The following is a 26014-nucleotide window of genomic DNA, read 5'->3' on the forward strand; positions in this document are numbered from 1 at the left end:
GCGATTGCTGTCGGTCGGCTTGAACGGGTGAACTCACGCTGTCGGCCACTAAGCGGCCACTAGCTCTGGCTGCGCTCCTGTGAAAGTTAGTTGAATGGAGGGCTGGGTCACACGAACGTGGCACCAAAAGACAGCTTTTCTTCAAAGCCGTTGAATCCGCCCTTCCTATGGAGCGTTCTCACACGCCAGAAGTAGAACGATCGCACCTCCTGAACTGCATCATCCGGTGATATGCGATATGCCGTACCTCTGGAGACAAGGGCCATGCCGCAGTTTCCGTCGAACTGCATGGGGCGAACCGGACCCCAGCCTGCATTCCAATAGCTGAGGTCGGCGATGACGGCGCTACCCGACTTAACCTCCAGCACCCCATCACGAGGCGTGACCTCCAACTGGTCGCGCCTTGGAATTGCAGGCAAGTAGAGGCGGCCGGGATAAAGATCGAGCTGCAGGTAACCGAGGCGCTCAAAGTCGAGCAGCTTTGCCAGCGGCCAAGCTCTGCTCTCCCGATCGGCTATCGCTTGATGCGCCGGTGACTCCAGGACCGTCGTCGTTCCTAGGGGCTCGTGGAAGTCGCTAGCGAGTAGCTCTCCAGTTCTCCACAGATCCTTCAAGTGTTCAGCCAAGCCTTCATCAGCGACGCTGCTACCTGCCACCTGCGCCCACCGGACGACCGAGACCTCCACACAGCGGTCCATTGACATCACAACGGGAGACGCGAAGGCCATCAGTTCGTCGCCGGGACGTTCTAGCTGAACCCGTTCAACGAGACTGCGGACAGCCCCACCAATAGCCTCGTCATCGCCGTCGAACTCCGTTCGGCCTGGAAACCAAGCTGGCCGCCTAGGCCTAAGCAGTGCAAGTGTCGGGTGAACAGGCAAAGCCAATAGAGCCCATTCTTCCGCTGTATCGGGAGGCATGCCCCAGAACTCCTCAGCAACCGCCAACGTGCGGTGGTAGGCGGAGATCATCCGCAAGGCAGTCCGGGATGAGATTTGACCGCTGAACCCGTCGCCCAAGAGGCGCGAGAAATGCCAAGGGTCACCCTGAAAAGGAGCATCCGGATAGGCCTCCTTGTTCATCGACCACTCGAAAGCCATCTGGCGGACGAACGGCAGCCGCGTAGCGGCCTCAAGTTCCGTCATGGAGGTACGGAACATCCGCGGAAGGTCCGCACCTTGGACTCCGTTGAAATCCTGTGGAATCTCGAAGTCCTCAGGCACTTCTTCTAGGCCTTCGTCCGGGATGTCCGCCCACAGCCCGAGGCTCTCTAGCAATAGCTCCGAGAGGACGGACGTCTTAGGAATGCTCTCGGCCAGTTTCTGGCTGGCCTCGTACCCGTGCGCCTGCGCGGCCATCCAAAAGACGAAGAGCGCCTCCACCACCTCGGCCTCGAGCTTCCTTGTGCCGAGGAATTCAAGAAGTGCGGCCTCCGTCGCCGCTTTGGACGCCGGCGCGCCCAGCCGAGCGGCGAGCTCCTGCATGGTCCACCACCGTGCAGCGGTCGACGGCCAGCCCAGCCTAGCGACGAGGATGCGAAGGTCATCCATCATGTGCCCTTCGCCCTCGCAGCGTCGAGCTCTTCTGCCCAGCGCGGCCGTTCCAGCGGAAGGGTTCGGGTGTCTTCAAGAACGCAATTCACCATCATCTCGGCGAACTTCACGGCGTCGGCAACGCGCTTCTGCCGTGCATAGAAATAGACCATCAGATTCGTCGGCGCTACACGCGGCGGCTCGGGCTCTCCGAACATGCCATACGTCGTCTCAGCGACGAACTCGTCGCAACGACTCGGGTAGTGCTGAACGACCATATCCAGCCTCTCACGCGTCTTTTCTTCGCTTTCCGCGAAGCCCAGCCATGCACCCTTCCGGACCTGTGCCTGAACGAGGTAATTCCACGCAGCCTTCGAGCCGCTCAGCCTGCGCCTCGTCTCAAAGGCGAGGTCAGACAGTTCGAGGATGCCATTCATGCGCCCCTCGTCTGAGTGAAGAAAGCCGTCCAACGCCGCGAGAAGGCGCTTGCCATGTCCGGCCTTATCCCAGTGCTCGTACCATGTCCGAAAGAGCCTCTTCTTCTCGTTGTAGCTGGTCGACAGGCTTGCCAGCATCTCGTCGACCTGCTCCGGTGCAAACGTGGTGACATCGCCCGTATACGGCTTGCTGTCAATGTCGCCGCTAGACGAGTCTGCACGCTGAAGCACGCCGACGTCCCAGCCGGCATGCTCCCTGAGAACACGCAGCCGCTCGGCAGCGCCATCCTGACCATTGCGCTCAAGCTGCATCAACGCGTCTTGGACCTCTGGGTGAACACCCGTGCGCATAAGCGCATCCAGGGGCCAACCGTCCCGCACGCCCTGCTCTACGTACGCCCGCAGGCTGTCCTCCGCATGCGACCAATCGCCGGCGGCCGTGTGCTCCTCATACTTCACCACCAGAGCTGGTGGGCAGAGCTTCGCCAACAGGCGGTCAGCGGCTGAGAGCACGTGCCTCGTGCCCTTTCCGTCCGTGAAGTCCAGCACGCGGTGGATCTGGGGCGAAATCGAGCTGAGCAGCCGTCGAGCATCGTCTGGCACGACCTCCACCAGGTAGTCAATGGCGTCGACGGTGTTGTTCAACGTGGGGTCCTTGCGGTGCCCGTAGCCGGTCACCAGCTCCCAAGTCTGCGTGCAGAGCTCCCGGGCGCTGGTGTTTAAGCCGTGGCTAAGGGTGATGCCGCAGAGTTGCAGAGGCGTCTGAAGATGAACGCTGGTCTCCTGGCGGATCTCAGCATCGAGCAGGACGCGTTGGGATTGGATGAAGGCCGCTGCAGCTTCATCGCTCATCCTGGTCAGCAATCCTGCCGCGTACTGGGTGCGGAAGGACGCAGGGTCGAACCACTCGCCAGTAGCTGAGGCGACCATGGTGGCCTCAGTGAGTTCAACATCGTCGCGACCGGCAAGCAGGCAGCTCCCCAGCCGGATGTCGCAGGCAATGCGATGCAGTCCAGCCCGGAAATCCTCCGCTGCTGAGCTGGCATCGTGACCCTGCCTAAAGCGCCTGAACTGGATAGGCTTGAGCAGTTCGAACAGCTCATGAAAGTCCACGAACTCCCCGCGCCACCAGCGCTCAGCAACCTGAGCTGCAATTGCTGAGAGGGAATTCAAGAAGTAGCTGATGTTCCTCCTGTCCTCGTAGGTGGGCGCCCGCACGAACTCGAAGCCGGTTTGTCCTTCTGCCTTCATGCAAAGGCTCAGGTGCACGCCGCTGAAGAACCAATGATGAACGAGCGCACTCAGGTCGTCCTTGCGCTCGTAGTAGTCACCCTTGAGCCACTCAATGGGGATGGGCTCGTTCAGCGGTTTGGAGCCCCGTGTGCGGGCGGCCTCCAATGCGGCAACAAATGGGGTTCGCGCCAGTTTGTTGAAGTCGTCGCGGTCAAAGATGCTCACCCCCGCCGTTGCAGCCGCCCGGACGCAGACGTCGCTGAGAACACTCTTATCCGGATCGTCGGGCGGCAGCGGGGTGGCCGCGTCCATCAGGTCGTCCAGCACGCCCTCATCAACCAGCATCCGGGCTCTCGGCATCCACACGACAGGGGCGTTCTCGCGAACCAGCTTGGCAAACGCCTCTGAGGTCGCACCGATGACACCCAAGCGCGCGAACGCCTCGACCAAGAACTTGAAATCAGCAGTTCCTTCGTTTGACGAGTACCGCGTGGAGAAGCGGCTGAGACCTCTGAAACGCCGCAGTGCCTCGGAACCACAGGTCTTGGCCAGTACCGCATGTCCTCGCGCCTGCAAGGCCAAGCCAAGGGCTGCCACACGCAGGATGTCCGTCTCGTGCCGCGACGCCACAGCCTCTCGGACAACACAGTCGTCGGCTGTCAGCCTCAGCGTAAACGACACAAGCCGAGCCATGTCGTCGTCCTGCATCTGAAACTCGCTGCCACGGACCATCCGCGCCCTGAGATGGTCAAGGCGGTAGGCGTCGGCAAACGCATTGGTATCCAGCGCCGCGACCATGGCCTCCGACAACAAGGTGTCGAACAGCGACTCTGGATAGCCTTCCTCCAGGCGGAGCATGATCCAGTCGCGGGTCAACCCGGCAATGAGGTTCTTGGGGTCACCGAGCCTGGCCTGAACCGACCAGAGCCAGTTGACGCGCAAAGAAGGCGGTGCCGATGTTTCAAGCCAGCCCGCCACCGCCGGCATCAGTTCCTTGATGCGCTCGTCGTAGTCCGGTGTTGAGCGCACAAAGACGGCCAGGCTCTCGTGGAAGACCTTCAGGCCAGCCGCTGAGGAATGCAGTAGGTGCTCCACCTTCGCGACATCGGGCTGAGCAGTGCCAAGCTTCGCCGCAATCTCCAAGAACCCAGCCTTTGGCCAGAAGAAGGGGAACGCGCACACCAAGCGCAGCGTGTCCTTCAGACTGGGTGGCAGCTCTTCCCACAGGGACGCGTAGTAGAACTTAACCTCCTTGGTCATATCCCCTTGCAGCCGCTCGATATCCCAGCTGTCCAGGTCACCCCCGGCATGCTCAACCTCCGCGGTGGCGTAGATGACGTGCAGCGGGTGGCCGTTGGTCTTCTTGCGAAGCGCGGTCGCCGCCTCCTGCAGTTGGCGCTCCGACTGCCCCTCATCGTCGAATCGGGTCGACAGCCTGCCCTCGTCAACAGCCTTGCGCAGGTACGACAACACTGCGTTCTCGGACATCGCTGGCAACTCACGCCAACTGGCCTTCGGGGCTACCGCCAAGAGGTCCCTAGGAAGCTGGGCGTCGTCAACCGGCTGCGTGCCCACCAACAGAACCATGTTGTCCGGACACGGCAAGACCTGCGAGAACAAGTCGTCCAGCGGACGCTTGTCGGCGGCATTGATGCGCCAGACATGGTCCAAGCCGTCCAGAACCAGCACGAACGGCTTGCCCTTACCCTCGTAGTACGCCGCGCAAGCTTCGAGGAGCCCTCGCAAGTCACCGCCGAGTGCCTGAACCCCTGGATGAAACTGCTTGACCTGAGCCGCGATGGACTGCTCAACCACATAGCTGTGCACGCGGTCGCGCCCCCGCTCGGTCGTCGACAGGAAGTAGTGGTGACGGACCGTGGGAATGTCCAAGCTAGCAAGCTTGTCGCACAGCGCGCTCAAGTACGTGCTCTTCCCGCGGCCAGGCGGCCCCGTGAGCACGAATGCCTGTCCGGCACCGGCGGCGGTGTCGCGCACGAAGTCCCGGTGGAACGTTTCGTCTGGCACTTCATATCCGAGCGGCACGAAAAAGTCTTCAGGCAAGGGGGCCGCCGGCGCAGCTCGCAGGATTGTGAGCACCTGGTTCAAGGAGATCCACCCGTCAGGCGGCGGGGAATTCTTCCGAATCGCCCAGTTCAAAGCGACATTCTTGAGGTTCGCAATGCCCTCAGGCGTACCGTGCCGGTGCAGTCGAGCATCGACCTCGTGCTCGAGCGATTCGAACCCCTTGTCGCTGTGAAGAACCTGCAGCTGACTGAAGAAGGCTTCGCACTTCTCCTGGTCGCCCAGCTCGGCGATTAACGCTGAGCGCCGCGGCTCGGGAACTTTGGCGAAGTCGATCTTCCCCCCGGACAAGCACGCCTCAACTTCCGCATCTGGCCGGCGATTCGTCCTCAGCGATAGGACGCCAACCCGAGCGGGGTCCAAAGCGGCGAACGCGTCAAACCACTTCCGAAGCATGGACCTCGACCGCGCAGTCGTGCCTGCCTTCTCAAGCATCCACTCCCAGCTCAGCGCGTGCGCACCCGGGTTCGGTGTGTACTTGACCTGCTCCAGATCGATGAGGTCATCTGCGCGCTCGGCGACGATGTCGTCCAGTCCCTTCGGCGCAACGGCCTCGTCGTCACACTCAAACTTCACACGGGTGAAGCGTGTCGGCGCATCTAGCCAATCGCAAAGAAGCCTCAGTCCCTGCCGATTCTGATAGATGTAGCCGGCGGCGGTTATCGCAGTGTTCTTAATCTCTTCAGACATGGAATGGGATGGCCGGCAAAGGTATTGACCGAGCAAACGGCCTTGTGACGCCGCTTGCGGAACACTAGTTCTTGCACACGCACCTATCAGCTTACATTGGCGGCGCCGGAGCCTCGCAGTAGTGGCAGAAACTGCTCAAGGAACAGGGCACGTCAAAAGATCATAGCAACTCCCTTGCAAGGAGGCTTGTTGCTGCGCTGAAGGATGTGCTTGGACTTCGGAGTTCCTAAGGCGGCTCGACGACAGCCCGCAGTAAAGCAGGGAGTCGCGTCAGCTGTGCTCGGAGGTCGGGTATTAATGTGAGCCGTCGCTCGGTTCGACCACGGCGATTGGCTGGAATCGACCCTTCTGAGCCGTTCAGCCAACCCATGGCAACGGCAGTTACGCGATATCGTACGGCCATTCGGACGCGTTTCAGGTTAAGTCAGAACCGAAACTGGCCGCAAGCGCCTAGTTTCGTACGGGGCTCGCTCGCGAGTGCTCCATCCTCACGGAGGCAAGGCTGTCTGACCCCTATAGAGCGTGGCCGATGTAACCCATATTGATATCAGATGTGAGCATCTCAGTACATGTCGAAGTCGTCCTCGCCGTAGACTTCTGCCGGCAGTACGCCGCACCAGCTAGAGAATAATGCTTGGATAGCAATAACAATTTCGGGGAGTGGGAAGGTGGGTCGACGACATTGTCTTGTACTTTTTCTATTTTTTCTGCAATTAATATTCTGCATTGGCCCATCTCATGCCGCAGAGAGAAAGACATACTGGAAGCTCGCTGCGGTTCCGCAGGGCACGAAATTAAACACCGATTTTCTCTATAGCGCGCCGCAGGATGCTTGTCCGGATGCATTCCAGGCGTTTAGTGCAGTGTATGAATATCCTACCGTGCGGTGGTACCTTAAACAGGATCCCTACGTTGAGCGACTAGTTCACTGCAACGCAATTATCCTGAACACAGCAAATCAGGAAATCGAGTACGGTAGTTTTGCGACGGTGGAACGCTTTTTCAAGTGTCCTGATGGTCTAGAGTTTACTAATTCCGCATATATATGCCCGGTGGCGGATTGGCCGGAAGATAGCTGCGGGAGCGGCGCCAAAGTGGCCTTGTCGTTCAATGGGGTATCGCTTGCCAGTTGTAAAGCGCGGGAAAAGTCCTGCCCATATGGGAACCCGGTCTTCCCCGGGACAGGCATTAAGGTTGCGACCGAAATTGATTACGCCGCAGCGGGTGCGGACGCGCTCTCGCTGATACGCACTTACCGTTCGAGCTTTCACATTGCCCCCAAGAACGGATTCGGTGCCGTTTGGATGCACCAGTATCAGAAGCGGCTGGACACCTCCATCATGTACGAACCGGGTGGTAGCGTGGCGGCGCTGCGAGGAGACGGTAACTATCTGCGGTTTTTCAAGAGCGGCTCGGTTTGGCTTTCCTCCGAAGGGCGAGATCGGTTGATTCCATCGTTCAGCAGCACGGGCGCTATTACGGGATGGCAATATGAGTCCGCAGAGGATGGCACCGTTGAGGCCTACGACAACACTGGACTGCTGCGATCCGTCACGGCGCTAAATGGCTGGCAGACGGGCCTTGTTTACAGCGATGCCACCACCCCGATAAGCATCGCGCCAAGAAGCGGGCTCCTGATCAAGATTCGGGGTCAGTTTGGCCGTGAGATGCAGTTGATCTATGACTCGCGTGTGCGAATCACGCGTGTGGTCGGTCCGGCCGGCAAAGCCACGGACTACCAATACGACAACAACAATATGCTGGTCACGGTAACGTGGTCCGATCAAAAGATCCGGCAGTACCATTATGAGGACAGCCGATTCGCTTATGCGCTGACTGGCATCACGGATGAGAAGGGTGTTCGCTATGCTACCTATGCGTATGACTCGCTCGGCCGCGCCATCAGCACTGAACATGCTGGCGGCGTAGATAGGTTCCAGTTCAATGTCCTGGGGAATGGCCAAACGTCGGTCATTTCTCCCAGTGGCACTGGCTTTACGCTGAGCTCGGAACTGCAAGGTACCGTTTTGCGACCGACTTCAGCTTCGGCCGCTTGCCCGGAGTGCGGTGACATTGCGAAATCGACTTCCTACGATGCGGCGGGGAAGGTGCGGATTTCGGTGAAGGTGATCAGCGGTTTCGGCGAACGTGATCAGGGAAGGAAGGTGGTACTGCGCGGTCAGGAGATTGTAGCGTAGGTGATCACGATGCCCGTTTCTTGACGTCGGTAGCCGAGCGCTTGCGCATGGATTCGCCTTTGAGCGATACCTTGTGCGCCTGGTGGACCAGCCGGTCCAGAATGGCGTCAGCCAGCGTCGGATCATCCAACCACTGGTGCCAATGCTCGATCGGGAGCTGGCTGGTCACGATGGTCGAGCGGGTGCCGACGCGATCGTCCAGAACTTCCAGCAGATCGCCGCGTGCGCTTTTAGAAGGCTCCTGTAGGCCCCAGTCGTCCAGCACCAGGACATCGATGCGCGCGAGCTGTGCCAGGCGGCGGGTGAAGCTCCCGTCGCCGTGGGCGATCTGCAGTTCCTCGAACAGTCGCGGCACCCGCAGGTAGAGCGCAGAGAATCCCTGCCGACAGGCCTGCTGAGCAAACGCACAGGCCAGCCAGGACTTGCCGGCACCGGTCGCCCCGGTAAGGATGAGACTCTGAGCATTGCGGATCCAGTCGCAACTGGCCAGGCTGGCGACCAGCCGCTGGTCAAGACCGCGGCTGCCGTCATAGACCACATCCTCGAGGCATGCCTGGGCGTGCTTGAGCTTGGCCGAGCGCAGCAGCCGCTCCAGGCGCCTGGTGTCACGCCAAGCAATCTCCCGGTCGACCAGCATGGAGAAGCGTTCTTCGAACGGCAGGCTGGAGCTGGCGGTCAGGGCAGACTGTTCCTCGAAGGCCCGCGCCATCCCGTCGAGCTTCAGGGCCTTGAGCTGGCCGACGGTGTGTTGCATCAGCATAGTTTTCCTAATGGTAGTAGTCGGGTCCGCGCACGTTGTCGTGCATGGGGGAATGCCACTCGGTTTGCGATACCGGCAGAGTGGCTTGCCGGTCCAGATGGTTTTCAAGGATGGAGACCACAGACTTACGCGTGAGCGAGCCAATGGCGACGGCGCGGGCGCAAGCGGCTTCGAGCCGCTCCTTGCTGTACTTCTTGGCCAGACTCAGCAGACCCAGGCAGGCGCGATAGCCCATCTCGGGATGGCTCTTGTGGGTGAGCTGGTATTCGACGATGACGGCGACGTTGGGCCCAATCGAGGCTGCCCAGTTGAGCAGCCGGCCGGGCGTCCATTCGAGGTGCGCGCGGTGGGCCACCGGCATGTGTTCCTTGACCGTGCTGTGGCTGCCCTTGCGGGTATTGCGCGCGTGCAGCGCCACCCGTTTGCCGCCGTACAGGATCTCGATGGTGTGGCGAGTTACGCGAGCCTCCACCGCCTTGCGCACCAGGGCATGCGGCACGCTGTAGTAGTGGCCGTCGATCTCGACGTGGTAGTCGACGTTGACGCGGCACTGTTTGAACGTTGCAACTTCGTAGCGCCGCGGCGGCAGCGGTCGCAGCACTGGCCGGTCCAACCGCTCGAACCACTCCCGGCGCGTGCCAGGCAGCTTCTTGAACGGTCGGTCGTTCAGGTCGGCGACGAGCTTCTTGATAGCCTTGTTGAGCTCGCCCAAGCTGTAGAAGCGGTGATTGCGCAGCCGCGCTAGGATCCACCGCTCGACGATCAGTACGCCAGTCTCGACCTTGGCCTTGTCTTGCGGCTTGCGTGGCCGTGCTGGCAGCATGGCCGTGCCGTAGTGATGAACGAAGTCTTCTGCAGTTCGGGACAGCACTGGCTCGTATCGGTCAGGGCGAGCCACCAGCGCGCGCGGGTTGTCCGGAACAAGCAGCTCGGGCACGCCGCCGGCGAATTCCATCGCGCAGACCATTCCCCCGATCCAGTCGGCAGTGGTCTGCCCCCGGGTGGCGCACGCGTACGTGTAATTTGAAGCGCCGAGCACAGCGACGAAGATGCTGGCTTCGAAGGCAATGCCGCCCTCCGCATCCAGAATCGGCACCATCTGACCGGCGAAGTCAGCAAACAGCTTCTCGCCGGCGCGGTGCTGCTGGCGCATGGACCGCTTGAGCGTCGCTGCCCAGTCCCGGTAACGGCAGCAGAACTGCGTGTATTGGTAAATGGGGACGTTTGGATTCGCCTCCAGGTATTCCTCCCACAGCAACTGCAGTGTCACGCCCTTGCGGCGCAACTCGCGATGCAGATAGGGGAAGTCCGGCATCACCCGCCCGCCCGGGCTGTTGGCCGGCTTCTGCGCGCCGAACAGCCGCTGCTCCAGCGTATCTTCGTTCAGGCTGTCCGCCTGCGGCCAATCCAGCCCCGCTGCCTTCGCCATTGCCGCGTACTGCGAAACGGCGCCAACACTCACACCCGTCGCCCTAGCGATCTGCCGGTGCGAAAGGCCACACGCCCACTTCAGGCGAAGCACTTCCTTGATTTTGCGCATGGTCATCCGGTTGGCCGGCATCAGCTTGCTTCCTTGAAAAAGGAAGCAGCGTATCGCCGGCGTTCTAGTCCATGCGCAGTCCCACCCCTAACCCCGGCCCCATTGCGGTGCGTGATCACCCATTTCGGCTGCTTGATCACCTATTTCGGCAACGTGATCACTCGTTTCGGGAAGCTGATCACCGATTTCGGCGGCATCGCCGAAGTGATCACGTTCCGCCGAAACCAGCGATCAGCATCCGCCCGAAACAGGTGATCACGTTCCCCCGAAATCGCTGATCACGCGCCCCGAAATACGCAGGGGAATGTCGCGACCAGAAGGGATTTTGCCGAAAAGGAGACGCGCTACAGCTACGACGCGCTCGGCCGGGAAACCCAACGTGTCGAGGGCTACGGCACGGCCGACGCGAAGACCACGACAACCGAGTGGCATCCGACGTGGAATCTGCCATTGAAGGTGGCTGCGCCAGGGCGGGTCGACTATTTCACCTACGACGGGATGGGTCAAATGACCGCCCATGGGTGGTTTCCCACAGCCGACGCCAACGGCAGCCAAGGGCTCAACGCAGCGCCATCGGGCGCGGTGTCCAGCAACAGCTATGGCTATGACACCAATGCGCTGATGACGGCGCTAACTGAGGTAGAGGACGGTGCGATCGCCAAACAATGGAGCCTGACTTACGATGCACAGGGAAATCTGCTGACGGCAACAGACGGCACGCGGACAGCGCGGGCACTGGCGTACGATCCATCCGGCCGTTTGCTTGAGGCGGTGAACATTGACGGCGACACGCTCAAGTATGTGTACGACTCCCGAGGCCGGGTGACGCAGTATGTATTCGGGGAGAACGTGACTGCGTACGTCTACGATGCGATAGGGCAAAAGATTCAGGTTACTAGTCCGGAAGGAGACGTGACAAACTACGTCTATGATGCGGCCCATCGCCTGATCGATGTTCTGTACAACGGCGAGTCTCTGACTACACCGGAGGCGCCTGAGACGGCGGCCATCACGATGGCAAAGGCAGAATCCGGGGCCGACAATGCCGGTGCCAATCCCTTTGCGTCGTGGTTTGGCTGGATCGCCAAGCTATTCAAATGGTTGTTGCCGTCGGCACATGCACAAGGGGTACCGGCACCTTCACCGCCGATCTATGGAGGCGGTGGCTCGGCACCGGGCACATACACACCCAATCCGCTGCAGGACTTGGTGCCGGGGCTGAATGGTGACAAGACGCCTGGCCAGTGGCTGGCCATGGCAACCCAGCGTGCCGTCGACTATTGCCGTTCAAAGGTGCAGGAGAACATTCATCGCGGGAAGATCCAGGCTCAGGGCGCCGGGTATCGTGATCCAGGTGTAGGAGATGCCGAAACGTGGGGACCCCAGCTAAGCCCGCCGACGGTGGAGTGGGGGCTACAAGCGTTGGAGAGAATTGAAGCGCGCATGAATAACAAGCAGCGTAGCACCAGAAATCAGGCGCTCAAGGACGCAAAGAGATATGTAATCTCAACAGGGCGCGCCGGCGGACTCGACGCAGTCAGAAAGAAGTCTTTCTACAATGACGAGATCCGGAAAGAGAATGAAGATGGTGGCAGACGAGATGAGCGCGTTGATGTCGATATTCTGGGTGGCAAGGCGTTTGTGCCCTGAGGAGAAAAAATGATGCAAAAATTTGAGCTTTGGGAATTTTTCAACGAGAAGGGGAATTCCTACTCGGTTGAGCTATGCGAGGAAGGGAAATTTGTGAACCTCGATCCCCCGGAATGGAAAAAGCCACGATTGCTTAAAGTGTTCGAAGCGCGAGATATCGACGAGGCGACCCAGATGCGGAACGACTATATGGGTTGGGGAAAGCATTACCCTACGAAAGACTAGGCGATGGCCCCAGACCGAGCCAACGTCGGCTCATGCCTACACAGCGGACGCCCACGAACTAAATCGCAATGACCGAGTCGGCCGGCCCCTGCCTTCCATCCGATCAAGATGGATCATGTCAACGCATTCTGGTGTTTTAACAGCCAGTTTCGAGCCAGCGCGGTTGTCAACAGGGGCTGTTCCAGGGAAGGGAAGTGACCACAGCCCTCCAGCATGTCGAGTTGGGCGTGGGGCATGAGCCTCGCCATCTCTTCTCCAATCCCGGTGGGCAGGAACCTATCGACCATTCCCCATGTAATAAGGGTTGGGGCGACGATGGAACTCAGCTTGTCCCAGTGGTCCCTTCGGGTAAGAGCAGCGTCTGACTGACGAGCGAACACTTCCGCACCGATGACTCGTCCCATCTCGATAAACACGGTGCGGCAGTCCGCTGCTGTATCCGGCATCGCCGCAGTGGCAAATTCTTCGAGCACCTGATCGAGTTGCCCGCTTCTAAGCCGAAAGCTGGTTTCCCGCACTGCGTCGAGGTCAGGGTGTGCCCCCGGATTGCAGTTCATCAACCACAACCCCGCAACGCGTTCTGGTGCACGAATCGCTGTCTCAATCGCAAGGCACCCACCGTAGGCGGTGCCGGCGATGATAAATCTGCCATGGATGCTGGTCAGCAAGTGTTCTGCACCCGCGTCAAACGATTGGGCGTCTACCACCATAACTCTGCACTCCGTCAGGTCTGATAGACCAGAAACCTGCGCGGCATACATACGTTCGTCGCATGGCATCGCGGGCAAGAGGATGAGGGGTAGCAATCAGTGCTCCTGTGCTGGTTGGAGGTGCATGAGTATTTCGGGACTACGCAAGGCCGCCATCGTCCCTTTATAGACCCTCAGCAGCTCGCCTTCAATGGCCGCTATCCAGTACTAGCCAGTCGTTGAGATCTTCGTTCGATTGTCGACTCCTGCGGCTACCGTCAACTGCCGACACCTAAAGTGCGTGCCTGATTTCAACTCGACTTAACCCTGATATGCATTACAAGATACATGGTTCGATGCGATTTGTTTAAACTCAACCCAAATTAATCAAGGCGGCGCTTCGGCAGTCGCGACTTCGGGTCGGTAAAAAATGAATCTAACAATATCCGTTTCGAGCGCGGCGACGGGCTTGCACCCGTTGCGAGCGCTCCAAAATATAGCTTCGCTGAAGCTGCTGGGAATTTTTGGAAAATTTCTTCCGATCGCATTATCACTTGCGGGATTTTGTTTCGCTTCCTTTGTATCAGAGGCAAAGGCTGATCCGCCCGTGCAAGCCTTCATTCTTAGATGGAACGATACCTATCACAACGAACCGGGGAACATCAAATCATCGGCTGCAGCCTTATGTACAGAGGTTCTGCCGAAAACCTTTGCTTCGGACATGCCGGGATGGACGCTGACGAGTTTCCCATATTTCGGCAGTCGGGGTATGTGCGTGATGGATATAAGGCAGAATTACGACGGAACCGTTATGACAGACTGGCCCGCCGGCTGGCCATACTTGTATGGTTCCATTTGCGAGGATGGGTCGAAACCTGATACGACGAAGCCTTTGGATCAACAATGCGGCACGGTCCGGGGAAACGTGTCGAACTACCCGGGCTCGCAGATCCCCGTCAATCAAATCGATGAGCGGAGCTGTGCCGTTGGCAATCCATGCTCCGTTGGCTCAGGGCTAAAGCGGCAATCCGAGGTTGACTATGTCGGCGCCGGCGCTCAGCCTCTATCCCTGCAACGAACCTACCGATCGAGCTACCTGGTGGCGCCAAGAAAAGGCTTCGGTGCCCTGTGGATGCACGAATGGCAGAGGCGTCTGGATTTTTCTTCGTACTCTGGCACCACGCCTCTGCTCACTGTTCAGCGTGCCGATGGCAGTCATTCCAACTTCGGCCCCAGCAACGGTATTTGGCTTTCCGTAGATGGAAAAGGCGATTCCCTGACGCCACTTCGAGATGGTAAAGGAGTAATTTCTGGCTGGCGGTTTGCCCAAATAACGATGGGAGTCACGGAAGACTTTGACATTGCCGGCAAGCTCCTGCGCGTACAAAAAGCCAATGGTTGGGCAACGTCGCTGACATACAGTGACGCAAGCACGCCCTCGAGCATTGCACCGGAACCGAATCTTCTCTTGGAAGTTCGGAATGCATTTGGTCAGAAGCTCTCTTTTGCGTACGATGCGCAGAGTCGTATCGTTGCTGTCACCACGCCCGGCGGGAACGTAATCACATATTCGTACGATGCCAACGGCATGCTGAACGGCGTGACCTATGCCGATGGCACGCGACGCCAGTATCACTACGAAAACTCCCAGTACCGCTGGGCGCTGACGGGCATCACTGATGAAAAGGGCGTCCGGTTCGCGACGTATGCCTACGATTCCCTCGGCCGCGCCACCAGCACCGAACACGCCGGGGGCGTCGACAAGTTCCAACTGAGCTTCCTCGGGAATGGACAAACATCGGTGACCACCGCGGACGGCACCAGCCGCACCTTCACCTCGGAACTGCAGGGCAACGTGCTACGTGCTACCGGCGCCTCGGCCCCCTGCCCAGCGTGCGGGGACATCGCCAAGGCGGTGACCTACGATGCGGCAGGAAATGTTGCGAGTCGGAGGAATTTTGCGGACAAGGAGACGCGCTACAGCTACGATGCGCTCGGGCGCGAGACCCAACGCATCGAGGGCTACGGCACGGCGGACGCGAAGACCACGACCACCGAGTGGCATCCGACGTGGAATTTGCCGCTGAAGGTGGCTGCGCCCGGGCGGGTCGACTATTTCACTTACGATGGTCAAGGTCAAATGACCGCCCATGGGTGGTTTCCCACAGCCGACGTCAATGGCGGCCAAGGGCTCAACGCAGCCCCATCGGGAGCGGTGTCCAGCAACAGCTATGGCTATGACGCCAACGGGCTAATGACAGCATTGACCGAACAAGTCGATGGCACGGCGACCCAGCAGTGGACGTTCGGCTACGACGCACAAGGCAATTTGACGTCTGCGGCAGACGGAACCGGTAGAACTTCGCATGCTGTGCAATATGATGCCGCCGGGCGCCTCCTCGAAGCGGTCGATCTGGAAGGCGTGACCGTCAAGTATGTCTACAATCAGCGAGGTCGCGTGCTCCAGTACCTGTATGGCGAGAACGTGACCGCATACGTGTACGACGCAATCGGGCAGAAAGTCCAGGTGACCAGTCCCAACGGAGACGTCACGAACTACACTTACGATGCGGCGCACCGGCTCATCGACGTATTGTTCAATGGTCAGTCGCTCACTGGCCCAGACCCGGATGAGCAACCTCTGGCCCTAGCCAGGACATCGGCAGAAGATGCAGGGGCCAATCCCTTCAGTGCATGGATGGGTTGGGTTTCGAAGCTATTCAACTGGTTGTTCGGTTCGGCACATGCGCAAGCGATACCAGTGCCGGTAACGGCAGTAGGCGCATCTATGTCGATTCCTGGTACCTACACACCGAACCCATGGGACGTGCTTGCCCCCAACCTCGGTGGAAAGAAGCCTTGGGAGTGGATGGCGATTTGGACGACACGATTGATTGAAGCGTGTTCGGGAAACAGTCCGAAAACCGATCACCGAGGACGGATTCAGGCGCAAGGTCCTGGCTATCCAGATGAGGGCGTTGGCGATGTTGAGGCGTGGGCGCAGGCGGACCCGCTTTCTGCAGCGTCTGGATTGGCGAAACTGGAAGCCCTTGAAGGGCGAATGACAAAGAAGCAGTATCAAGCTCGTTCACAGGCTTTGGCGAGAGCTAAGCGGTTTGTTGTGAATGCCAGCAGAGGCGGCGGAACAGGCCCAACGAAACAGACCTTCCGCAACGATGAGGTCATCGCAGTCAATGGCAGTGAGCGCATTGATATTGAGGTACAAAAAGGCATGGCTTTCGTGCCGTAAAGGGGGAACAGGATGACCAAGACATACGAGATTTGGCAAGCAATCTCGGACATTGATGGAAGCGGACAAAACGCGCTTATCGAAAAGGGGCAATTCGAAGCGCAAGCCCACTTGTTCGAGGGCACGCCAGTGCTACTAAAGACGTTTGATGCCGAAACCTATGACGAAGCCGCACAAATCTATAACGATTACTTCGGATGGGGCAAATACCACCCGATGAAAGACTAGGGGTTGATCGGTGTTACGCTCGGCGCGAGACGATTGGGGACGAGCGGTGCTCTTGATGGGAATCACCAAAGCCGAATCAACGTCGGTTCATGATAGTTGAGCGGACGTTTGTCGCAAAAGGTCCAGTGGCTGGGATTGGCCGGACCCAGCCACCTGGCCAGCAGTCAGTGAATGACTGTCATGGCCTGCGGCGCAGGGCTACTACCTCGCCCCTAGAGGGATTTTGATCCAGCGGACACAATTCATGCGCCGCTCAAAGCAACCCCTCGGTTGAAATCGTCCTCCAACGTCCGCGACGACGCACAGCCGTCTCGGCTGAAGCTAGCACCGGAAACTATCACGAGCGGGCCAAGATCATCGAGCGCCTGTATGTATTCGCCACGACCGGTGCCGAAGTTCATTGTCCTCAATTTCAATGCGCAACACGCGATACGCTGATCAGTGCCCAAAGCCCCTGGGTGACAGCGACTTCTCAATGCGCAACAACAAGGTTTCATTAGATAATGCCTGGGAAGGCTGCCAGAAGGTAGGCCCGGGCTGCGACCATTGCTATGCCGAAACCCGCAACCAACGGTCTGGCGGGGGCGTTGCCCCGAACTGGGGACCAGGGGCGCCGCGCCGCCGCACCTCCGCAGCCAACTGGCGAAAAATGTTTCGGTGGAACGCTGCCCACGCCGCGTTCGCTGCGGTCCACGGCCGCCGCCAGCGCGTCTTCTGCGCGAGCTTGGCCGACGTGTTCGATACCGCCGTCCCTATCGAATGGCTTATCGACGTGCTTGATGTTTGGCGCCAGACGCCGCACCTGGACAAACTCGTGCTGACCAAGCGCATCGGCAACGCTACGAAGCGGCTCGGTGAGGCGTTCAACACGCTGATGCTGCGCGACGATTGTGCAGAGAATCCGCTCGTACCTTGGCTGGCAACGTGGATCGCCGGCAATGCACCCGCTGATATCTGGCTCGGTGCCACGATCGTGAATCAGGCTGAAGCCGACCGCGATATCCCCAAGCTGCTGCGCACGCCTGCCAAGACGCGGTTCCTTTCGATGGAGCCGCTGCTCGGCCATGTCGACGTTTTCTCCTCTGCTACCGGCGAACTGTTGCACACGTCCGGCAACGACTACGAGCCGGGCGCCCTCGACTGGATCATCGTGGGAGGTGAGAGCGGCGCCGGCGCCCGCTCAATGCACCCGGCATGGGCCCGTTCCCTGCGCGACCAATGCGCCTCGGCTGGCGTGCCGTTCCTCTTCAAGCAATGGGGGCACTGGCAGGTCGTGGATGGGTCTACGGGGAAAGCGGCCTTTCACGCTGTCGGCAAGAAGGCCTCCGGCCGGCTGCTGGACGGGGTGGTCCATGACGCCTTCCCTGTGACGTCGCTCGACGTCGGCGCTGCATGCGGACGCGCACTGGCGCGTGGAGCGAAGTGATGGAGCCGTGCCGCCCAGGCACTCGGCTTGCCGACCCACGGCGCCATGCAGCCTACCGACATCCCCGACTTCTTCACGCGGTTCCTGTCCCAGCCAGGCGACCTTGTGGTCGACCCATTCGGCGGGACGATTCGCACCGGCCTGGCCGCCGAGAGGTTAGGTCGGCGCTGGATCGCAACGGAATGGATCCTGCAATACGCGCGCGGTGCCGCCGAACTGTTCCGCCAGTTCGACGGCTTTCAGATGCACCCGGCCATGCAATGGGCCACTCAACCCAAACGACAATGACGCAGCACGACGACAACGAACGCGAATACCCCGAACCCGAAACCGTCCTTGCCATCCGCGGTGCCATCGCCACCGGGCAGCTGGGCGGCCCCAAGGGTCCGCCTGGCCACTGGCTTAATGAATTCTGGCAGATTGGCGCCGCGCTGCGCGACCATGCCGAAATCCTGCAGGGCTTCGAGGACACCGCGCTGCAGGAACTCCTGAATACGACGGCAGACTATCTGGCGACCGACGTCCCTTAGCCCGGCCGCCTTTCGCACAGTCAGTCGCGCCCGACCGTTGGGCACAGGATGCGGGCAGGCATAATGCCGGCATTTCCCGATCCTGATTCTCCCCATGCCCAGCGGCCTCCTCCAATGCGCCCACTGCGACGGCGCCCCGACCTACATCTCTGGCCGGCTCCAGGCAGTTATCGTATGTGAAGAATGCGGCATTTCTACGCCTCCTGTTCGCCTGGACTCTGCGGACAAGGACACCGCGTTCACGACGCTCAGCGCGATCTGGAATAGCCGCGTCGAGCACCGCCCAGCCGACCAGAACGCGGTCTCAATGATGTCGCGGCGCGCGCTCACCGCATCGGACATCCCCTACTTCCTGAATCTGCTGGCGGCAACGACCTCCGACTGGGAGACGGTCGGACCCAAGTTTGCCGCCATGGCCGCGGCGCTTGCCCAGCCAGGGTACGAGTTCAAGCACGTAGATCCACCGGAGACCGTGATCTCCCAGGCGGCGAGATACCAGAAACTGTTGAAGCGCGCGAAGATCATCTATATCGATGGCGCACCGATGATCCGCTTCGATCATGTGCCGGCACTGTGCGCGGAGATCGCCGAAGAATCCCTCGCCGACAAGGACTGGCCGCTTCTGGATCTGCACGAGTTCATTGGTAAGGCTATCGATGGCCTCCCCGATCACTGGCAGCCTTGACTTTGGCCCAGAAAGGGCAAGCTGGGAGCGTGTTCAATGACGCCCTCCCAGCAATGATCCGTCAACTTACAGTCGCCCTTCTTCTCGCCGTCACCGCGGCAGCCGCCTCCGCCAAGGACGCCGCGCAATGCGGAAACATCCTCGAGGCCGGCAAGCCGGCGGCCAGCCGTCCTGCCGCCAACACCAAGCTGCTCTGCTACCGCGCGTACGCAGTCCTCTACTCGCCGCAGACCCGCACGGCCCTATGGTCCGCCGAACGCCTGACCGCCGCCGCGGCGGATGCGGCCCGTACATTGCCGCGCGACAGTGATTTCTATGAAGAAGATCGCTTGCCGGCTGGCGAGCGTGCGCAGCGGCGAGACTTCGTACGATCTGGATACGACCGTGGCCACCTTGCCCCGAGCGGTGATTTCGGAGACAAGGCGTCTCAGGCCGAAAGCTTCAGCCTCGCCAACGTCGTGCCTCAGAACAGCACGTCGAACCGGAGGACCTGGAGCCATATCGAGACATCGACGCGCAAGCTCGCGCGTCAGTATGGCGCCATCCATGTCGTGACCGGTCCGGCATTCACCAATGCCGCCCGAATGCTGAACGGCCGCGTGCGCATCCCGGACTATTTGTGGAAGGCAATCTATGTGCCGGGCGTCGGCGCTGCGGCCTACGTCGTCCGTAACGATGCGACGCAAGCCTACAGCGTCATCAGCATTAGCGAACTGTCGCGCTTCACCGGCATCGATCCGTTCCCCGCTCTGGCGCCGACAAAGCGAGGCGTCGCATTGGATCTACCGCCGCCGACACCGCATCCGGGGGAGAAGGCGGCTCGCCGTGTCGCATTTGCCAGGCTTGTTGGAAACGACAAAGCAGGGGATGCGGCTGAATCCCTCGGTGGGCTGGTTCAGCACGCCGGTGCGCTGGCCACGCTCATGCTGGCCTACGCGCGGTAGCATCCCGCCGGAAGGAACATGTTCCTTTCAAAAAAGACGAAAGGCGCGCCTTTTGACGCGCCTTTCGCTTTCATACTGGCCGATTTACAGTCAGCCTCGTGCCCAAAGCCACGTTCCGAGGCCGAAGTACAAGGATAGCGGGATGGATGCCCCCGCCAGCGAAGCCAGAACGAAGCGGAGCCGGGAAGGGCGCCGCGGCGCCCGCGCAAGCTCGATAGCGCGCCAGCGGACATTGTCCACCATGTCCCGTACCTTCGGGTCCACCGCGGACTCGTCGAAGCCCGCCAGCCACACCATGTCGGAGTTGTGAATCTCGCCCACGAAAATCGATATCTCGCTGCCCCCAAACACCCTCGCCCGTTCCACTGCGAACTCCAGCATGAAGACGCTTCGCAACGGGATGTTGAGCTCAGGCTCGATCATCGCAAGCCAGCGCCAATCAGGATCCGGAAACACAGGCCCGCAGCGATCACCCCCGCCCGCCCGCCGCCGGCAATTCTCCACGAGATAGGCGTACGGCTCCGGAAAGCCAGCAATCCTGCGCCGCTCGTCGGGCGAGAGCGCATGGAAGGCGGCAGAGCCACCGATGTCCTGGAGACGACGAAACCCGTTCGCTCCGAAGCGGTCCGCCATCGTCCGCCGCTCGCGCCGCATGCCAGCGGCCACCATAAACATGCGCATCGGCGTGAGAGCGGCTTTGAACTGCATCCGGAATGCATCGCGCAGTGGGATCTCAGTCCAGTCGTCCATCTCGACCTGGATGCCCCGGTACAGCTTCGCGAACTTCGTCTCGCCAAAGACAAGCTCTCCCGGGGCATTCTCGATTGCGTCTTCGACCAGAGCTTTGTACTGGCGATTGGTGCCACCCGTCAGACCATGGAGCACGCCATAGACATGGCAAGTGACGCCGCGATATCGGATCGTCGCCGCATCGAGGCGTTGCGGGATCTCCGCGGTGCCGGCGAGCAGCTCCGCGACCGGCACGTATTGTGGGGAGGGCGCATGCATCGCGTCACCGGCCACCGGCCACCATTGACCGCATCCTTGAATCGCTGGCCCGCCTTGAACTTCACGGTCTTGGCTGCCTCGACCCGGATTTCCTCGCCGGTGCGCGGATTGCGCGCCATGCGTTCGCCACGCTCGCCTTTGCTGAAGGTACCGAAGCCGATCAGGCTCAAGGTTTCGCCGCGGCCTACCGCCTCGACGATGGCATCGAGCGTTGCATTGAGGACTTGCTCGGCCTTGGTCTTCGTGAGACCGTCGACACCGCGAGCAACGGCGTCAATCAGTTCAGATTTCGTCATGCGGGTATTCTCCTTGCGCGTTGGATGTGCCGAGGTATTCAAGCACGCCTCGACCTCATCTCTCGCCTGGAAAGACCCGCCAAATTCACAACCTTTCGGAGTTGGAGCCTGGCCTGCCCGCTATCGGCCGAGCAGGCAGCTCCGCAAAGTCCTTCAAACCATCGAGGTAAGCGCGCCCCTGGCATGCGAGACTAAGATGCGCGACGTCGGCCTGCTTAAGCGCTACACCCAACGCCTTTCCCAACACATCGCCCTTCTCCGGCGGCATGGCGGACGAAATGCGAAAAATCGTTCCAGCCTCGGTATCGTGATCCTCGAGCTGCCACCCCGCCCCGTTCAGCCGCCGCCTGGCTAACGGTGCGAAGTGCGGACCGTAGGCAAATTCCGCCAGCAAAAGATCTCGTGCTAGGAGGCTCACGCTGGCGGTATGCTACTCTAATTGAGAATTAGAACTATATAGGGCAGAGTGCAGCGTGAAACCAGATTACTCGTTCGAGAATCAGTTGAAGTCTCTTGAACATGAGGCCAACGTCATTGCCAACTATACGTATGCGGAGATGACCATTCAGCATGCCGCGTCGCAATCTAAAAAACTGCTAGACCACTTAAACGAAACCCCCACCTTCTGGATATCCTGCACCGCCGCCTTACAATCAGCCGCATATATTGCACTCGGTAGAGTTTTCGATCAAAAATCTCCTTACAACCTCGAAGCGCTCATGATTTCGATGGAGCGCGATTTGACGATCTTCGGTCGAGATGCTCTTGCTCACCGCAAGCGCAATGGTGCGACGAGCGACCCAGCGTGGCTGGATGCCTACCTTTCCGCCGCGCACTATCCAACTAAGGCGGACGTTGCACGCCTGAGGCGAAATATTGAGAAATACCGGTGCGTCTATGAGCGCGCCATTATGCCGGTTCGCCATCAGTATCTCGCTCATCGGCAAGCGCACGGAAACACAAAAGTTCAAGCACTGTTTGCGCGCGGTAAAGTCGCTGACCTGTGGCGCCTGTCAACGTTCTTGGTCCGCTTGCACTCTGCGCTGTGGGGCTTGTTGCACAACGGTCGGAAGCCGTTACTTACGCCGGTTCGCTTCTCGGTAAATCGCATCTACGCCGATAGCTCCAGGAACTCAAGGCCGCATGAGCAAATTGTTCGGGAGACGCGAGCACTAATGAAGGCACTGGAACAGCTACCCAAGTCTAGCTTTCGGTCATAGGGGGTTTATCAAGAAATCGATGCACCCTCCTACATCGCGCCTGCCGAAGCCTCTATCCCGCGAACCTCGATTTCGCCCCGGAAGAATCGGCCTCGGACAACGTAGCCAGCCCCCCGCGCTGCTGTTCGCATAGGCGGCGCGGGCGCTCGGCTGGCCTTTATCTCTATCGCGGGGGTCGCCAGCATGTAAGGGACTGGCCCGCGTCTCGATCTTGACGGCGTCGAGCTGCCGAACTCTTGCCGATGGCGCCCCGGCGAGTTCTGCCTGCCAGTGCGGGCGCCGCTCGATAGTAGACCGACCGGTTGTCTTATGGTCAACGCCGTCCCGCGCATGCCGCTCCCCTTTCAAACGGCAACGCGCGGCAATGAACGGTGCGCGGGACACTTCTCCCCTCAAGCCTCGGTGTCGGCGCCGGGGCTTTTGCCCACCATCACTTCCCGCATGCTTTGCTCGATCATGGCACGCAAGGTGTGCTCGGTATCGAGCTCGCACCACGGGTGCTTGTTGTCTTCAGTTTCCATCGTGAAGTCGAATGCAAATGGGTCATGTAACACATAGGCGTCAATCTGCCGCATACGCTGCAAGTCTCCCTCTGATATTTCGAAACGGCCGGCATCGGCGAGTGTTTTCTTGAACGCCAAGGGAAACAACATGGAGGCGAAAGCGAGATGCGTGTGGACCGGCCAGACGAAGCGGCGCACCTCGCGCGAGAGGCCGTGCGCGGACTGCCCGCGTACTTGGCAAAACTCGCTGGCCCATGCTGTTAGCGGCCTCGTCACGTGCTGGTATTTCCCTTTCCAATCATCGGCAAGCGGCCCGTTACCTTGCATGTCAGCGTGATAGGGAAAGGTCCGGTCGAGCGCATCGATAAATTTCTTGCAGTTGTTGCTAAAGCCGAAGAGCCATTCGAACGCGCAATACAGCAAGACGGCCTCGGTATGGTCTGGCATGTCGCGCGAATCGGTATTCGCCGCGCAATAGTCTTCGATGGCACTGCGCCAGTGCGGCGGCATGTCCGGCATCAACGCGCATAGCAAGTGCTCGTCAATGGAAAACCACGACCGGCTGACGTGGTGCGGTCGATGAAAGGCAAACTCATCGGTGCCCCAACTGTGCAAACCTTTGCCGTCGCGCCGCCTTGTGTGAAATCCGAACCGGTTTGCCTCACCCGCTCGATACCGCTGGATGACGAGCTTATAGGTATCGGTATTCGTGTAGGCCACCGTGAATAGCCGGCGATTCGCAAGCGCGGCGAAGGCGACGAGCTTTTGCAAGGCCCACAGCCATTGCGCCCGATCCTCGATATCCATACCCGTCTGCCAATCGCCGAACTCGACCAGGGTAGCGGCGCGAATCGGGTGCCTCGGATGCTCGGCATACGCTCCGAGTACCGCCTCAATATCGGCTTGCGTTGCGTAGGGAAGATCGCCCGGCGCCTTGCCGAGCTCGTAAGGAATCAGGCGAAGCGCCCCGAAGCTGCGCGCTCCGTTGATGGCAACCCACGGGAAAAAGGCGATGGCCTTTGGCATGGCGACGGAGAGCCGGACGGCACCGGCCCAAGTGACGGTACGGCGATTCTACCGCGCGGGGTGTGAAGCCCTGCGGCTATGCCCGGGCAAGCCGGAAGGAATTTGCCACAAGCGCGATTCCGAGGATAGGAGTGGTGGTAGGTAGGGTACGGGGCGAGATCGCGTGTTTCGGCGGCTTCTCCGGCTTACGAACATCCGCCCCGCCTCAAGCCTGCGCCAAGCCCACGTGGACGCCCATCATGCCGAATGCCACCGGCTTGCTGCCAGCTTATGGAGAGAGGCGGCCGGCGTCGTGGTAGCCGGGGGATTGCTCGTATATTTGGCGTAGAATCCGCCCCGTTTCCAGCTTAGCTAAGTGATGCTTTGTAGCGTGTTTCTCAGCCAGCTAGAGGCTTAGATGACCCATGTATGTAGACAAACTCTACTCTGACGATGCGCTTCGCCGCATCCTAGCCAATGGCGTCGCGGCAAACGCGACGGCCGAATGGCCGTGGCTTCCCCCTTTAACCAGAGCCAGCGCTGGCGAGGCTTACAGGAAATCCGGGGGAAGCGTGCCTGCAACTTTGGCTATGTTTCATCGTGCCAAAAGCGCCACCACCCACAATATCGGCCATTACGTGTCCCGCTTCGACAACACGCGATATAGCTTGGCGCGCGAAATGCCCAATGCCTTCGCCGCAGCGGCTTTGTTACCGTCGGCTTGCGCAATTGCCGCCTCGATCTCTGCGACCGTGGGTTCGGGCCTGTCCTGGGCGCGCTGCGTTGCATACGTCGATAAGTACGCGTTGGCCTTTGTCGCGCGGCTATGGCCTGCGGCCTCCACCACCTTTCGCATGGCCTCGTGGTGCGCAGCCGCGTCCTCAACCTTGCCCCCGCCCTTGACGGCAGCGGGCTGCCCGCTGTGACGCTGGTACATCTGCTGCAGATATTGGTGGCGAAGCCCGTGTGCCGTCACGCCAGCGCCATTCTTGGTGACACCATGCTTCTCCAACACCGTATAGAAACGCCGGCGCCATTGCTTCTGCGTATAGGTCGCCGGGATGAGCGACTCCCTCCCAGGATTGGTCGCTTGCGCCAAGCGCGCGGCCTGCCCTAGCAGGTCGTACTGCCAGTCGAATTCGATAGGCACGCGTCTCGGCCGGCCGCCCTTGGTGCCATCGTGGACATGCAGCATGCCCGATGGAAGGATGTCCAGAGCAGGACGCAGCCGCCAGCTTTCCTTCGCACGCAATCCAAATCCGGCCTCAAGTTTCAGCTGCAGCGCGACGTGCCGATCCGTCACCTCAATCTCGGCAACCTTCGCCAGAGCATCGATCCCCTTGCCTTCCCAGGACCGATCTTCTTTCGCGACGTAGCCGCGAACGTAACCCTCCGGGCGCGCCGTGTAGTCGTCGATCCGTCCCACCATGTTGACCTTGCCCATCCACGACATGAAGGCGCGCAGATGCGTCAGCCGCAACTCTACAGTGCCGACATTCAGCTTGCGATCTTCTACCCAGTAGCGGACAAGCCAGCGAACGTGCTTCTGCCGGATTGCATACGGCGATGTCACCGCCATTCCACCGATGCGCCGTAACTCCACCATCATCGCAAGAAGCGCCTGCGCCCTCTGGCGTTGAGACATCTGCGACAGCGACCGGCCGCTGACTCGCGTGCCGCTGTGCGGTAGGTGAAGGTGCTCGCTCGCCAATACCGCGAATTCGGCCTTGAAACGTTCGGGCAGGTTGTACTGGTCCAGGATTGGTCGAAGGTTGATTGTCTTCAGCATGACGGATTCCTATTCGCGCTAAGCGCATCCCGCCGGCCGCGCAAATCTGCGCAACCCAATTCTCGGCGGCGCCAACCCCGAATTGGCCCTGCCC

The 26014-nt window shown here is 60.1% G+C and carries 20 protein-coding genes and 1 pseudogene; 12 read left to right on the forward strand and 9 right to left on the reverse strand.

Annotation, left to right across the window (positions count from 1 at the left end; all coding sequences use genetic code 11):
• Positions 1-107: 107 nt before the first annotated feature.
• Entirely contained in the window at positions 108-1550 is a 1443-nt protein-coding gene (locus tag RMET_RS31395; protein WP_029309942.1) for a hypothetical protein, read from the reverse strand.
• Positions 1550-5974: an ATP-binding protein gene (locus RMET_RS31400; protein WP_011514896.1), complete on the reverse strand. Its 4425-nt coding sequence runs from the start codon at positions 5972-5974 to the stop codon at positions 1550-1552. The genes RMET_RS31395 and RMET_RS31400 overlap by 1 nt, the downstream gene beginning before the upstream one ends.
• Positions 5975-6642: 668 nt before the next feature.
• On the opposite strand from RMET_RS31400, the gene RMET_RS33395 reads away from it, so the two are divergent.
• Entirely contained in the window at positions 6643-8172 is a 1530-nt protein-coding gene (locus RMET_RS33395; RefSeq protein ID WP_011514897.1) for a DUF6531 domain-containing protein, read from the forward strand.
• Positions 8173-8176: 4 nt separating this feature from the next.
• On the opposite strand, the gene istB is transcribed toward RMET_RS33395, so the two are convergent.
• Together istB and istA are read right to left on the reverse strand one after the other, a co-directional pair.
• Positions 8177-8932, reverse strand: a complete 756-nt coding sequence (gene istB, locus RMET_RS31410) for an IS21-like element ISRme9 family helper ATPase IstB (RefSeq protein WP_011239931.1) — start codon at positions 8930-8932, stop codon at positions 8177-8179.
• Positions 8933-8939: 7 nt separating this feature from the next.
• Entirely contained in the window at positions 8940-10493 is a 1554-nt protein-coding gene (gene istA / locus RMET_RS31415; protein ID WP_011239930.1) for an IS21-like element ISRme9 family transposase, read from the reverse strand.
• Positions 10494-10583: 90 nt separating this feature from the next.
• Here istA and RMET_RS34065 point away from each other — a divergent pair, with 90 nt between their 5' ends.
• The 3 genes from RMET_RS34065 to RMET_RS31425 all read left to right on the forward strand — a co-directional run bounded on the left by RMET_RS34065 (position 10584) and on the right by RMET_RS31425 (position 12347).
• Positions 10584-10727: a hypothetical protein gene (locus RMET_RS34065; RefSeq protein ID WP_167585606.1), complete on the forward strand. Its 144-nt coding sequence runs from the start codon at positions 10584-10586 to the stop codon at positions 10725-10727.
• 201 nt (positions 10728-10928) lie between these two features.
• The gene (locus RMET_RS31970) at positions 10929-12122 is read left to right on the forward strand and encodes an RHS repeat domain-containing protein (RefSeq protein ID WP_231138462.1); all 1194 of its coding nucleotides are present in this window, start codon (positions 10929-10931) and stop codon (positions 12120-12122) included.
• A 9-nt stretch (positions 12123-12131) separates the two neighbouring features.
• Positions 12132-12347 carry a hypothetical protein gene (locus tag RMET_RS31425; RefSeq protein ID WP_011514931.1) on the forward strand — a complete coding sequence of 72 codons (216 nt, stop codon included), beginning with the start codon at positions 12132-12134 and terminating at the stop codon, positions 12345-12347.
• 113 nt (positions 12348-12460) lie between these two features.
• On the opposite strand, the gene RMET_RS31430 is transcribed toward RMET_RS31425, so the two are convergent.
• The gene (locus RMET_RS31430) at positions 12461-13126 is read right to left on the reverse strand and encodes an alpha/beta fold hydrolase (RefSeq protein WP_029309940.1); all 666 of its coding nucleotides are present in this window, start codon (positions 13124-13126) and stop codon (positions 12461-12463) included.
• Positions 13127-13505: 379 nt separating this feature from the next.
• Between RMET_RS31430 and RMET_RS31435 the strand changes: the two genes are divergently transcribed.
• The 7 genes from RMET_RS31435 to RMET_RS31465 all read left to right on the forward strand — a co-directional run bounded on the left by RMET_RS31435 (position 13506) and on the right by RMET_RS31465 (position 20099).
• Positions 13506-16286 (forward strand): DUF6531 domain-containing protein, encoded by a 2781-nt coding sequence (locus tag RMET_RS31435; RefSeq protein WP_158664421.1) that lies wholly within the window; start codon positions 13506-13508, stop codon positions 16284-16286.
• A gap of 12 nt (positions 16287-16298) precedes the next feature.
• Positions 16299-16514 carry a hypothetical protein gene (locus tag RMET_RS31440; RefSeq protein ID WP_011514935.1) on the forward strand — a complete coding sequence of 72 codons (216 nt, stop codon included), beginning with the start codon at positions 16299-16301 and terminating at the stop codon, positions 16512-16514.
• A 475-nt stretch (positions 16515-16989) separates the two neighbouring features.
• On the forward strand, positions 16990-17940 hold the full coding sequence (locus RMET_RS31445) for a phage Gp37/Gp68 family protein (protein ID WP_029309938.1): 951 nt from the start codon (positions 16990-16992) through the stop codon (positions 17938-17940).
• 27 nt (positions 17941-17967) lie between these two features.
• Positions 17968-18228, forward strand: a complete 261-nt coding sequence (locus RMET_RS31450; RefSeq protein WP_011239927.1) for a DNA methyltransferase — start codon at positions 17968-17970, stop codon at positions 18226-18228.
• Positions 18225-18470 (forward strand): hypothetical protein, encoded by a 246-nt coding sequence (locus tag RMET_RS31455; protein WP_011514902.1) that lies wholly within the window; start codon positions 18225-18227, stop codon positions 18468-18470. The genes RMET_RS31450 and RMET_RS31455 overlap by 4 nt, the downstream gene beginning before the upstream one ends.
• A gap of 94 nt (positions 18471-18564) precedes the next feature.
• Positions 18565-19155 carry a hypothetical protein gene (locus RMET_RS31460; RefSeq protein ID WP_008648655.1) on the forward strand — a complete coding sequence of 197 codons (591 nt, stop codon included), beginning with the start codon at positions 18565-18567 and terminating at the stop codon, positions 19153-19155.
• 53 nt (positions 19156-19208) lie between these two features.
• Positions 19209-20099, forward strand: coding sequence for a DNA/RNA non-specific endonuclease (locus RMET_RS31465; RefSeq protein WP_011239925.1), 891 nt, complete (start codon positions 19209-19211; stop codon positions 20097-20099).
• Between the two features lie 90 nt (positions 20100-20189).
• On the opposite strand, the gene RMET_RS31470 is transcribed toward RMET_RS31465, so the two are convergent.
• Together RMET_RS31470 and RMET_RS31475 are read right to left on the reverse strand one after the other, a co-directional pair.
• Entirely contained in the window at positions 20190-21107 is a 918-nt protein-coding gene (locus RMET_RS31470) for a hypothetical protein (protein ID WP_029306690.1), read from the reverse strand.
• Positions 21108-21130: 23 nt separating this feature from the next.
• Positions 21131-21403: pseudogene (locus tag RMET_RS31475) on the reverse strand (HU family DNA-binding protein); the annotation flags it as partial.
• Between the two features lie 473 nt (positions 21404-21876).
• On the opposite strand from RMET_RS31475, the gene RMET_RS31485 reads away from it, so the two are divergent.
• Positions 21877-22623, forward strand: coding sequence for an AbiU2 domain-containing protein (locus RMET_RS31485; protein WP_011514905.1), 747 nt, complete (start codon positions 21877-21879; stop codon positions 22621-22623).
• 392 nt (positions 22624-23015) lie between these two features.
• Here the strand turns inward: RMET_RS31485 and RMET_RS31490 are convergent, their stop codons facing one another.
• The gene (locus tag RMET_RS31490; protein ID WP_011239922.1) at positions 23016-24152 is read right to left on the reverse strand and encodes a hypothetical protein; all 1137 of its coding nucleotides are present in this window, start codon (positions 24150-24152) and stop codon (positions 23016-23018) included.
• 613 nt (positions 24153-24765) lie between these two features.
• A complete protein-coding gene (locus RMET_RS31495; RefSeq protein WP_011239921.1) occupies positions 24766-25920 on the reverse strand; it encodes an integrase domain-containing protein in 1155 nt (384 codons plus the stop codon).
• Positions 25921-26014: the final 94 nt, after the last annotated feature.

Source organism: Cupriavidus metallidurans CH34 (assembly GCF_000196015.1).
GTDB lineage: Bacteria > Pseudomonadota > Gammaproteobacteria > Burkholderiales > Burkholderiaceae > Cupriavidus > Cupriavidus metallidurans.